This window comes from Erythrobacter sp. 3-20A1M (assembly GCF_018636735.1).
In the GTDB taxonomy this organism is placed as follows: domain Bacteria; phylum Pseudomonadota; class Alphaproteobacteria; order Sphingomonadales; family Sphingomonadaceae; genus Alteriqipengyuania.
Window position 1 is genome coordinate 1590174 of record NZ_CP045200.1, and the last position, 12067, is coordinate 1602240.

A 12067-nucleotide genomic window follows, 5' to 3' on the forward strand; every position below is an offset into this window, starting at 1 on the left:
GGCCATCCGGGCGAACGAGCTTGTGTATCGGACCGGCGTTCCGGCGGCGGGTATCCGTGCGGATGTTTCCGCATTCCTGAATGAACTTCTCGGCGCGTCGGTTGAGCCCGCCTTTTTGAGCGCGTTGTAGATCTTTCACGGTTTTTCGAATCCGTCGTCCCTGCGTGCGAGCTGCCTTCGTGGGATCCATTGCAAGGCTCGCTTGGGTCTCGCGACGGGTCCTTGCTCGCTCGCCCTGAACGATCAGGGGCGCCGTAAGCCGCCCTTAAGAACCGGGCTGCACCTGGAATATCTCAATCATCCTACGAACCCAATACCCAAGACTTCGGAGAGTACCAGATGCACAAGCGCCCGCTTCTATTGAATTTTCTCTTAGCCGCCGGTGTTTCCATGGCGGTCGCGGTACCGGCAACGGCCCAGCAGGAGACGGGCGAGGAGGCCTTTGCCAAAGCGCGCAATGCCATGATCGCGGAGCTCGCCGAAGATCCGGCGGCCCGGCGGATCGAGCCTCAATCATACGATCTGACCCTGGTGGTATTTACCGATTACCAGTGCCCGTTCTGCCGCCAGATGCACCCGCGTCTGACAGCTCTCGCCATGGAAGACGGCAATGTCCGTATCGTGTTCAAGGACTGGGCGATTTTCGGCCAGCCTTCCATCGAAGCGGCGCGCCGCGCACTTGCGGCGAAATATCAGGGGAAGGACCAGGCCTTCGACGATGCGCTCATGCAAATCCAGGGCAAGCTTAGTTCCGAGAAAATCCGTGCCGCAGCAGATCAGGCGGGCGTCGACTGGCAGCGTCTGGAAAGCGACCTCAAATCCCATGGCAAGGAAATCGATGCAGCGCTTGCGCGAGCGGACCGACAGGCTGGGATGCTCGGGATAAGCGGCACACCGGCTATGTTTGTCGGGCCTTACCTGGTCGCCGGGGCTCTGCCGCCCGAGCAGCTTCGCCAAGCCGTTGCTATCGCGCGGCAGTATCCCAACGGTAACGCGCCGGAAGCGCGATAGAGCTTAGCAGCATCCAGCAATTCTTCGCTTATCATTGCGGCGGTCTTAGAAGCTACGCATATTTCTATCTTCTTTTCGACGGTCTAATCATCGACCAATGCACCATTCCAGCTCCAATCCGCTCGCCCATGATCACAACTTCCTGAGCGCCTCGCACGACGCCCATGAGCGGCGCACGCGTTATGTCGTTGCCTTGACCGCCGCGATGATGGTGGTCGAAATCGTCGCTGGCCTGTGGACCGGATCGATGGCGCTTCTCGCCGATGGTATCCACATGGCGACCCATGCAGGTGCCTTGGGCGTCGCGGCCTTCGCCTACTGGTTTGCCAAGCGCCATGCGAACAACCCGCGTTTCACATTCGGTACCGGCAAGGTGGGCGACCTCGCCGGCTTCGCGAGCGCGCTTGTCCTCGCCATCTTCGCAATCGGGATCGCGGTTGAATCGGCTCAAAGGTTCGTCAGTCCGCTCACGATTGCCTATACCGAGGCTATCTGGATCGCCGTGCTCGGCCTCGTGGTGAACCTCGCGAGTGCCTGGCTGCTTGGTGCCGATCATCACCACGGGCATGATCACGACCATCATCATCACCACGACCATGCGCATGCCGATAACAATCTGCGCTCCGCCTATTTCCACGTGCTTGCCGATGCCCTGACTTCGGTCCTGGCTATCGTGGCCCTTCTCGCCGGCATGTACCTCGGCTGGGCATGGATGGACGCGGCAATGGGGCTGGTGGGTGCATTCGTGATCGGGCGCTGGTCATGGTCACTGCTGCGCGATACCGCTGCCGTGCTTGTCGACGCCGAAGCGGCCTCTGAACGGTACACAGAGGTGCGCGAGGCGCTCGAGGACCGGGACGCCGCGATCGGCGATCTGCACATCTGGCGGATCGGTCCTGGCAAGTATGCAGTCATCGCCTCGCTCATCGCCGATGATCCGCTCGCGCCCGACAATTATGCCAGCCGACTTTCAGAGCATGCAGAATATGTGCACGTCACGATCGAAGTTCATCGCTGCGAGCATCCGCATCCCGAGCTTCGCGCGGCCTGATCGTCCCAATTTTTAAGACCGAAACAGTATTCGAGGACTGTTATACTGTAACAAGCGCCTTATACTTCATTGTCTTACGGAGCTTGCATTCTTGATCCGGTCTGCTAGGGGCCGTCGGGATCCATGACTACAAGCTATCGTCGCCTTGTCCTGCACCCTTTCGTCGTCCTGCTCCTGCTGGTCGCGATGGTGTTCGTGACGGCGGCGGATGCTGCTGCTTGCGGCGCCGAGGTGGCGCCCGGAAGCACGCCTATTCTGGCTTCGCTCGATAGCGCGTCTGCGTCATCCGCAGCCGCCGACGAAGATCCAGGCGATTCGGATGCGCCGGTCGAGCAACACGGCGTGTGTGGACACGGCCATTGTCATCACGGGGCGAGCTTTGCCGGCTCTGTGCAGAAGGGTTCGGTCCCTCACTCGGTGGTGGTTCCCGATGCGCCTCCTGCCGAGACGCTTGCTTCGAACATTACCGAGCGACTGAAGCGCCCCCCTCGCGCCTGACGACCGTCACCGCGCTGCATGCCGCAGTGCAGTTCGGATCGTCAGCAGAGGAATTTTCGAAAAATGTCAGCCATTCATTGGCGAGGGGTCCTCCTTGGAGGGCTGTTCCTCGCCGCTCAAGCCACGACCGTGGCGGCGCAGGAGCAAGATCTCCTGACGTTGGAGGACGCGATGGTCCGTGCGGGGGCCTCGGAGGATTTGGATCAGCAGAGACAAGGTCCTGAGCTTAATCCCCGTATAATTGGACCGCGCGCCGATACGGAAGCGGCCGAAGCCTTGGTCGGGCAAGCGCGACTACGCCCGAACCCCGAAATATCGTTCGAGGCTGAAAATATAGCCGGAACCGGTGCATTTTCGGGTCTCCGGGCGACAGAATACACGTTAGCCGTCGGCCAGCGCATTGAGCTGGGAGGGAAGCGGAGTGCGCGCGTTCGGGCCGCGGAAGCCGAAGCGCGTGTCACCTCGCTCAGAGGCGATCTATCGTTAGCGGAACTGGGCTTTTCTGTGCGGGAGCGCTACGTCAGTGCCGCCGCCGCCGCCGCGAGGGTCGAGCTGGCCCAGGATATCGTTGGTCGCAATCGCGAACTAACCCGCATAGCCGATTTGCTAGTCGAGACAGGGCGCGAGCCGCCTTTGCGGGCCCTTCGCGCGAAGGCGGCGCTAGCGGAGGCCGAAGCCGAACTGCAGGCCGCCGAAGCCGCGAGTATTGCGGCGCGCGCGGCTCTCGGATCGCTGTGGAGCGCGTCCGAAACACTTCCTTCCGTTCCTCCCGACATTCCGCACATCGAACCACCCGCGGGGCTTGTCGCAAGCGAGGACACCCTGCGGCTACAAGTCGCGCGGGCGGAGTCCGCAGCCGCAGAAGCAGCGATTGCTCGCGAGCAGTCGCTGCGCGTGCCGGACCCGGTCATATCCGCCGGCGTCCGCCGGTTCTCCGAGAGCAAGGACAACGCCTTCCTCGTCGGCGTGGCCATCCCGCTCCCGTTCCGGGACCGTAACCAGGGGAACATAGCCGCCGCCCAAGCGCGGCTGCAGGCGGCTACTGCGCGCGAAGCTATCGTTCGAGCCGATTTCCGGCAGGAAGTCGCGCAGGCGCGCGCCGAATTCCTGGCCGCTGAAGCACGCGTCGACACTTTGTCGAACACATCGCTTCCGCAGGCTGAAGAGGCCTTGCGCCTGGTTCGCATCGGATACCGGGCAGGTCGGTTTCCGCTTATCGAAGTTCTTAGCGCCGCCGAAGCGCGCGATGCCATCCGTAACGCGCTGATCGACGCGCAGGAGACCCGCGGACAGGCCGCGGCGCGTCTCATCCGTCTTTCAGCGCTCTAGGAGTCTTCAAAAAATGAACCGCAGAAATCTGATCGTAGCGCTGGTGGGAGCCGTGCTTATTCTAATCGCAGTTCTCTGGTTGTGGGGGGGAGGCGACGGGACCGAGAGCTCGGACGCAGTAGCGACCGAAGGCTCGGAAGAAAATCATGCAGCCGAGGGGATTGTTGAGCTTACCGATGAGCAGATCAAGGCTTCCCAGCTTGACATAGTAGCGGCAAGCGCGAGTTCGCTCGGTGCCGAAATCATCGCTCAAGGTAGCGTCGCCACATCGCCGCAAGGCCAAGCCGTGCTAAGCGCGGGCGCGGAGGGGCGGGTCGCACGTATTGCGAAAAGGCTGGGCGACCCTGTTCGCCGCGGCGAGACCGTAGCCACGATCGACAGCCGGGAAGCGGCGGCGATATCTGCCGATGTTACCTCGGCGCAGGCTCGCGCCGAACTCGCGCGGACGAGGCTCGAACGTGAACAAAAGCTCTTTGATGAGCAGGTAACGGCGCGTGCTGATCTTGAGACGGTTCGGGCTGAATACCAGCAAGCCCTCGCCGAGGTATCGCGGGCAAGGCAGGCCGCGGCGGCAGCAAATGCGTCGGGCCGCACCATTGCCGTACGTTCTCCGATTGCGGGCAGGGTGACGGGCGCCCCAGTAGTCCTCGGTTCGTACGTGACGGCCCAAGACGAGCTCTACCGCATTGCGAACGCCAACAGCGTTCAGATCGAGGCTGCGGTTCCTGCCGAGGATGCCAGGCGTATACTGATCGGAGCATCCGCCCGCGTCGAAGCGCCCGGAGGTGAGATCTCTGCGCGGGTTCTCAGCGTGACGCCAACCGCCGATGTCGAGAACCGCTCGGCCACCGTCGTCCTCGCTCCCGCCTCCGGCGCAGGCCTCCTCCCAGGAGAGTATGTAAGAGTGCGGATCGAAAGTCGCACACCGGAAGGAACAGGCGGTGCCTTGGTGGTGCCGGCCGAGGCCGTGCAATCGGTGGACGGCCGCGATGTCGTGTTCGTCCGGACCGCCAACGGCTTCAAGGTCCAACCCGTGCAGATCGGCGCGCGCACTTCGGAAAGGGTGGAGATTCTTGGTGGGCTTGCCGCCGGCACGCGCATCGCGGGCCGCAAGGCGTTCCTGCTCAAGGCAGAGCTCGGACGCGGCGAAGCAGAACATTGATCCAGATTGAGCCGGAGTTGCCAAGATGATTTCCAGTCTAGTCGAGATGTCGGTCCGCAACCGCATCCTCGTTCTGTTCGTAACGGCGGCGGTCGCGATCTGGGGTACTATCAATCTCCTCAATCTGCCGATCGACGCGGTACCGGACATCACCAATAACCAAGTCCAGATCAATACGGTCGATCCGACGCTGTCGCCGCTCGATGTCGAGCGCCTGGTCACCTACCCCGTCGAGGTCTCACTGGCCGGTATTCCGGGGCTGGAGTCGACTCGCTCGATTTCTCGCAACGGCTTCTCGCAAGTCACCGCGATCTTCAGCGACAGCACCGACGTCTATTTCGCGCGCCAGCAGGTCGCCGAGCGCCTCACCACGGTGCGCAACAATCTGCCGGCCACGGCGGAGCCTTCAATGGGACCGGTCTCGACGGGCCTGGGCGAGGTTCTGATGTGGACCGTGAGCTACGCTGACCCAACACCCGGCAAGCAGCGTAGCGGGCCAGGCTGGCAAGCCGATGGATCGTATCTTACGCCCGAAGGCGAACGCCTAACCGATGAAGTCTCGCGTTCGGCCTACCTGCGAACGCTGCAAGACTGGGTCATCGCGCCGCAAATGCGCAACGTCGATGGCGTCGCAGGCGTCGATTCGATCGGGGGCTATGCCCGCCAATTTGTGGTAACTCCGTCGTCTGCACGGCTTGCTTCATTCGGCATTGGCTTCGACGAGTTGGCGAGCGCGCTGGAAAGTATCAATCTCTCGGTCGGGGCCAATTACGTCCAGCGCGGTGGTGAGGCCTTCCTCGTTCGCTCCGATGCCCGCTTCCGCACGATTGACGAAATCGAGGACGCAATCATAGCGCGGCGCGAAGGCATCCCCGTGCGCGTACGCGATGTCGCCACCGTCAAAAACGGCGGCGATTTGCGTACCGGCGCAGCATCCAAGGACGGGGAAGAGGCGGTCGTCGGTACCACCTTGATGTTGCTGGGCGAGAACAGCCGTGCGGTCGCGGCCGCTGCTGGCGATCGCCTCGCCGAACTCGCGCAGACAATGCCGCCGGACGTCGAACTCGACATCGTTCTCGACCGGTCGAAGCTTGTCAATGCGACGATCGCGACGGTCGAAAAGAACCTGACCGAGGGTGCGCTTCTGGTCATCGCGTCGCTTTTTCTGCTGCTCGGCAACTTTCGTGCGGCGCTGATCACCGCGCTCGTCATTCCCCTGTCGTTCCTGATGATGGCAATCGGGATGAACCGGGTCGGTGTCTCGGGCAATCTGATGAGTCTGGGGGCGCTCGATTTCGGCCTGATCGTTGATGGTAGCGTGATCATCGTGGAGAATTTCCTCCGGCGCATCAGCGAACGCCAGCACGAGGAAGGTCGCGTGCTCGCGCTCGGCGAGCGCCTCGAAGAGGTCATCGCGTCGACCCGAGAAATGATCCGACCGTCTTTGTTTGGACAAGCGATCATCCTGCTGGTCTTCGTGCCCTTGCTCACGTTCCAGGGTGTCGAAGGCAAGACGTTTTCGCCCATGGCCATCACCGTGATGCTGGCGCTTCTCTCGGCATTCGTCATTTCCTTGACGCTCGTGCCGGCACTGCTTGCGCTGCTCATCCGGGGAAAGGTCGCGGAAAAGGAAGTGCGCGCGGTCGGCTGGCTGCGGGAGAAGTACGAGCCGGCGTTGCGCAAGGCCCTGGACTGGCCGAAGCGGACCGCTTTGGCAGGTTTCGGCGTTTTCGCATTTTCGCTCGTAGTGTTCGGCTTCATTGGCAGCGAATTCATGCCCCAGCTCGACGAGCAGGATCTGTCGATCCAGTCGATCCGCATTCCCTCAACGTCGCTCGCACAGTCGCTGGAGATGCAGCAGGGCATTGAGCGGACCGTCAGCCAGTTTCCTCAGGTCGATTACATCTATTCGAAGACTGGAACGGCCGAAGTTGCGAGCGACCCGATGCCGCCGAATATTTCCGATGCGTTCGTGATCCTTAAGCCCCGCGACGAATGGCCGGATCCTGATTTGTCAAAGCCTGAACTCATCGCTGAAATGGAGAAGGCCATTTCCAAGCGGATTGGCAGCGATTTCCAGTTCAGTCAGCCGATCGAGATGCGCTTCAACGAATTGATCGCCGGGGTTCGCGGTGACATCGCGGTCAAGATATTCGGCGACGATCTGGAGCAACTGACCGCTACCGCGAACGAACTTGCCGGGGTCTTCTCGGGCATCAAGGGCGCAACCGAAGTTTCCGTGGAGCAAACCGAGGGCTTTCCAACCCTCGATATCCAATTTGACCGTCCCGCGATTGCCGCGCACGGTCTGACAGTGGACGAAGTTGCCGCAACGGTATCGGCCGCGCTCGGCGGAGCGGAGAGCGGCCTCGTGTTCCAGGGCGACCGTCGGTTCGACATCGTTGTGCGACTGCCCGACGACGTGCGCAACGATCTCGATGCCATCGGAGCCCTGCCCGTCATGCTGCCGGAGAACGGAGCGGGAGAGCGCGCCTCGGTACCGTTGCGATCGCTCGCCAGCCTGAGCGAGGTTGAAGGGCTAAACCAGATCAGCCGCGAAAACGGCAAACGACGGGTTGTGGTTCAGCTCAACGTGCGCGGACGAGATGTCAGCTCGGTCGTGGCTGAAGCGAAAGAGAAGATTGCCCAACAGGTGCAATTGCCGTCCGGCGCCTACCTCGAATGGGGCGGACAGTATGAAAACCTCCAAGCTGCGCAAGCGCGCATAGGCATCGTCGTTCCAGTGGTGGGTCTGGTGATTTTCGGTCTCCTGGTCATGGCACTCGGCAACCTACGCATGGCTACCGCCGTTTTCGTTACGGTTCCGCTCGGGATCGCCGGTGGGATATTCTCGCTGGCGTTGACCGGACTTCCGTTTTCGATCTCGGTGGCGGTGGGATTCATCGTCCTTGCCGGTGTGGCGGTGCTCAATGGGCTCGTAATGATGACGAGCATGCAGGGCCGATTGCGCGAAGGGATGACGCTCGACGACTCGATCTATGGCGGAGCCGTGGAGCGATTCCGGGCGGTGCTGATGACCGCGATAGTGCCGTCGCTCGGCTTTGTGCCGATGGCGATCGCAACGGGAACCGGGGCTGAAGTGCAGAAGCCGCTCGCGATCGTCGTGATCGGTGGGCTGGTCACGGCCACGATTCTGACCCTGTTCGTGCTTCCGGCGATAACCCGCCTGATCCTCGCACGACAGGGCGACGGGGGAGCGCGATGGGATCTGCGCAAATGGATGCCCACGCTGCCGGCTTTCGGTCCTCTCGCGCGCTGGCGGCGACGGGGCGCAGTGTGATCGTCTTTTGCTGAGTGTAGATTGAAGGAGAGCATCGATGACGCAGATCAAATCCATGCTGATGCGGATTTACACCGACGAGGCGGCGATGCACGGCGACGAAGAAGCTGTGCATGTCGTCGTCGGCAGGGCGCGACAGGCGGGCCTTGCCGGGGCGACCGTGCTACGCGGTCGGCTCGGCTTCGCATCGGGTTCGGCGGTGCATCGGCACTACTCGCTGGGCATTGGCGATAATCCGCCGATGGTCATCGAACTCGTCGACCGCGAAGACCGGCTGCGCGAGTTCGTCCCGCAACTCGCGGATATGCACGGCATCGGGCTCATCACTCTGGAGGCGGTGGAAATCCTGTTCGCCGCCGATCATTCCCGCAAACGCGAGGCCTGAATGAGCCAACGCCAGACCGCAAGTAAATGCGTGGCCTCCTTTAGCCCTCACGCCCTATTCCACCGGTCTGGGAGCGGGGCATGGCTCGATGCGACGCGTTCGCCCCGGACGCGACGGTGCTCGGCTCCACTTAAGACGGAGCCTTCGCGGGTGTCCTTGCGCAAAGCTCGTAAGGTTCGATCATGATACCGCCACAGACCATCACTCAATCTCCCGCGCCCGAAAGCGGCGCCGCCGGCGCGCCGCCGTCCGATCGGGGCCACGACAAGCACGATCACAATCACGCGCATGGCGGTGCGCTCGGCGCGAACTCGGAACTGATATTTGCGCTCATCTGCGGCGGCCTGCTCGCAATCGGCTTCGCCATCGACAAGCTCGTAGCTGATGCGCCCGTGTGGTTGCCGACCGCGCTTTACGTCGCGGCCTATTTCTTCGGCGGTTTCTTCACCGTGCGCGAAGCGGTCGACAACCTGAAACAGCGCAAGTTTGAGATCGACACACTGATGCTCGTCGCGGCTGGGGGGGCCGCTGCGCTCGGCGCGTTCGCCGAAGGCGCCCTCCTGCTGTTCCTGTTCAGCCTTGGCCATGCGCTCGAACACTACGCCATGGGCCGCGCGAAACGCGCGATCGAGGCGCTTGCCGAGCTCGCTCCAAAAACTGCCACTATGCGCGGTGAAGATGGCGAATTGCGCGAAGTTCCCGTCGATGAGCTGGCGGTCGGCGCGATCGTCGTGGTCAGGCCCGACGAGCGGGTTCCCTCGGACGGGTTCATCGTGAAGGGCGTCACCGCGATTAACCAGGCCCCGGTAACAGGGGAAAGCATGCCAGTCGACAAGCGCTTCGTGATGAACGACGAGACCGCGCGCGCAGATCCCGACCGGCTCGATGCCACCTATCGCGTCTTCGCCGGGACCATCAACGGCAGCGGCCTGATCGAGATCGAAGTGACCCGCCTCTCGAGCGAGACGACACTCGCCAAAGTGGTGAAGATGGTTAGCGAGGCTAACACGCGAAAGTCTCCGACGCAGCGCTTCACCGATCGTTTCGAGCGAATTTTCGTGCCTGCTGTGCTGGCGCTCGCGGTGCTGCTCCTGTTCGCCTGGGTGGTCGTCGACGAGCCGTTTCGCGACAGCTTCTACCGGGCGATGGCCGTGCTGGTTGCGGCCAGTCCCTGCGCACTGGCGATCGCCACGCCCAGCGCGGTCCTTTCAGGAATCGCGCGCGGCGCACGGGGCGGCGTGCTGATCAAGGGAGGCGCCCCCCTCGAACTGCTGGGATCGCTCGACGTCATCGCGTTCGACAAGACCGGCACGCTGACCATGGGAGAGCCACGCATTCAGGAGATCGTGCCCGCAGCGGGCGTGACCAAGGAGGAGTTGATGGCGGTTGCGGTCGCCGTCGAAAGCCTGAGCGATCACCCGCTTGCGCGAGCAATCGCGGAGCACGGTCGCGAGCGCGTGGGCGATAGGCCCATCCCGCGCGCTGCAGGACTTGAAAGCCTGACCGGCCGGGGTGTTTCGGCGAAGATTGATGGTGAGGATGTCATCATCGGCAAGGCGGAGATGTTCGGAGCCGACGGCCTTGCTCCGTTGTCCGCGGAGATGACCCAGGCCATCGAGCGGCTGCGGCAGGCCGGTCAGACAAGCGTGGCCGTGCGCATGGGCAGGCGCGACCTCGGCGCGATCGGTCTGATGGACACGCCGCGGAGACCCGCCAGGGATGCTCTGGCGCGATTGCGCGCGCTCGGCATCAGGCGCATGATCATGATCTCGGGCGACCACCAGCGGGTCGCCGAAGCGGTCGCCACCGAGGTTGGCATCGATGAGGCCCGCGGCGATCTCCTCCCCGAAGACAAGGTCGATGTCATCAAGGCCATCCGGGACACCACGAGGGTCGCGATGGTCGGCGACGGCGTGAACGACGCCCCCGCCATGGCGAACGCCACCGTCGGCATCGCGATGGGCGCCGCCGGTTCGGATGTCGCACTGGAAACAGCTGATGTCGCACTGATGGCCGACGACCTGGCGCATCTCCCGTTCGCGGTAGGCCTCAGCAGGCGCACGAAATCCATCATTCGGCAGAACGTCTACGTAAGCCTCGGCGTGGTCGCCGTGCTGGTGCCGGCGACCATCCTCGGCCTCGGAATCGGTCCCGCGGTCGCGATGCACGAAGGTTCGACCCTGGTCGTGGTGTTTAACGCGCTCCGACTGCTTGCCTATCGTGATGGGCCGCGACACCGCCCATCCGGTGTCTGAAAAGGAAAAGTCAAACAGCCTGTGAGGTTTGAATATGTTGGAACTAACCGAAGAAGACCGCATCCTTGTCATCAGAGCGGGCGGCAAACTCACCCTGGCGGATTACGATCGCTTCGTGCCCGCGTTCGAAGAAGCAGCCGCGCGCGAGGCGGGGCGCCTTCCGATGCTGATAGAATTGGATGACGACTTTGCCGGTTGGGATCTGGGCGGGCTGTGGCGCGATCTGAAGTTCGACGTGAAACATAAGGACAGCTTTGGGCGGATCGCGGTCGTCGGCGACAAGAGATGGGAGGAGTGGGGAACCAAGCTGTCGAATCCCCTATTCCCTTCTGCAGAGATGCGCTTTTTCGAACGCGAGGAGCGAACAAGCGCCAAGGTTTGGCTACGGAGCTAACAGGGGCAGCACGATGACCGGTAAATCAGAATTCGACCTGGCTTCGGCGGATAAGCGCCGGACATTGTGGATCGTGCTGTGGCTCAACGTCGCGATCGCGGTTGGATTCTTCGTTGGCGGCTATTTTGCGGACTCGAACGCACTACTCGCCAATGGTCTCGATAATTCTTCGGATGCCATCGTCTACGGCCTCAGCCTCCTTGCGTTGTCGCGGTCGGGAAGCTGGAAGCGCGGCGCCGCGCGTTTTTCGGGTATCATGCTCCTGATATTCGCCGGCGGCGTCGTTGCCGACGCTGTCCGGCGTTACCTGGAGGGATCCGATCCCGGCGGCATCCTGATGATCGCGATGGCGGCTATAGCAGGGATCGTGAACCTCTATTGCCTCCGCCTGCTGCAGAAAATGCAGGACAAGGATGTCAACCTGCGCGCCGCGACCACATTCAGCTTCAACGATTTCATCTCCAACGGCGGCATTATCATTGCCGGTATCATTGTGATGATCACGGGCGCGAACTGGCCCGATCTCTTGGTGGGCGTCGCGGTCGCCGGCATCGCGTTATACGGTGGGATCGATATCCTCCGGGATGCGCATTCCGACAAGCATGACGAGAAAGGAACGACCCACCAGAGCGATGGGCGGTGATTGGGAGGTTTTCACCCAGGCCCGTCGCGACGTTAAGC

Annotated in this window: 10 protein-coding genes; all 10 read left to right on the forward strand. The window is 62.4% G+C overall.

All coding sequences use genetic code 11. From position 1 onward, the window contains the following. The first annotated feature begins 339 nt into the window (after positions 1-339). The 10 genes from F7D01_RS07855 (at position 340) to F7D01_RS07900 (ending at position 12029) form a co-directional block, all read left to right on the forward strand. Complete coding sequence (locus tag F7D01_RS07855; RefSeq protein WP_119511755.1) at positions 340-1011, forward strand: DsbA family protein; 672 nt, start codon at positions 340-342, stop codon at positions 1009-1011. Positions 1012-1108: 97 nt separating this feature from the next. Beyond that, entirely contained in the window at positions 1109-2062 is a 954-nt protein-coding gene (dmeF, locus tag F7D01_RS07860; protein ID WP_196847467.1) for a CDF family Co(II)/Ni(II) efflux transporter DmeF, read from the forward strand. 123 nt (positions 2063-2185) lie between these two features. Continuing rightward, positions 2186-2560 (forward strand): hypothetical protein, encoded by a 375-nt coding sequence (locus F7D01_RS07865; RefSeq protein WP_215227125.1) that lies wholly within the window; start codon positions 2186-2188, stop codon positions 2558-2560. A gap of 63 nt (positions 2561-2623) precedes the next feature. Then, complete coding sequence (locus F7D01_RS07870) at positions 2624-3889, forward strand: TolC family protein (protein WP_215227126.1); 1266 nt, start codon at positions 2624-2626, stop codon at positions 3887-3889. A 13-nt stretch (positions 3890-3902) separates the two neighbouring features. Then, the gene (locus F7D01_RS07875; RefSeq protein ID WP_215227127.1) at positions 3903-5051 is read left to right on the forward strand and encodes an efflux RND transporter periplasmic adaptor subunit; all 1149 of its coding nucleotides are present in this window, start codon (positions 3903-3905) and stop codon (positions 5049-5051) included. A 25-nt stretch (positions 5052-5076) separates the two neighbouring features. Next, a complete protein-coding gene (locus tag F7D01_RS07880; RefSeq protein WP_215227128.1) occupies positions 5077-8352 on the forward strand; it encodes an efflux RND transporter permease subunit in 3276 nt (1091 codons plus the stop codon). A gap of 37 nt (positions 8353-8389) precedes the next feature. Beyond that, entirely contained in the window at positions 8390-8737 is a 348-nt protein-coding gene (locus F7D01_RS07885; protein ID WP_215227129.1) for a DUF190 domain-containing protein, read from the forward strand. A 182-nt stretch (positions 8738-8919) separates the two neighbouring features. After that, the gene (locus F7D01_RS07890) at positions 8920-10992 is read left to right on the forward strand and encodes a heavy metal translocating P-type ATPase (RefSeq protein WP_251566635.1); all 2073 of its coding nucleotides are present in this window, start codon (positions 8920-8922) and stop codon (positions 10990-10992) included. A 34-nt stretch (positions 10993-11026) separates the two neighbouring features. Continuing rightward, on the forward strand, positions 11027-11386 hold the full coding sequence (locus F7D01_RS07895; protein ID WP_215229723.1) for an STAS/SEC14 domain-containing protein: 360 nt from the start codon (positions 11027-11029) through the stop codon (positions 11384-11386). Between the two features lie 13 nt (positions 11387-11399). Beyond that, positions 11400-12029 (forward strand): cation diffusion facilitator family transporter, encoded by a 630-nt coding sequence (locus F7D01_RS07900; RefSeq protein WP_215227130.1) that lies wholly within the window; start codon positions 11400-11402, stop codon positions 12027-12029. Positions 12030-12067: the final 38 nt, after the last annotated feature.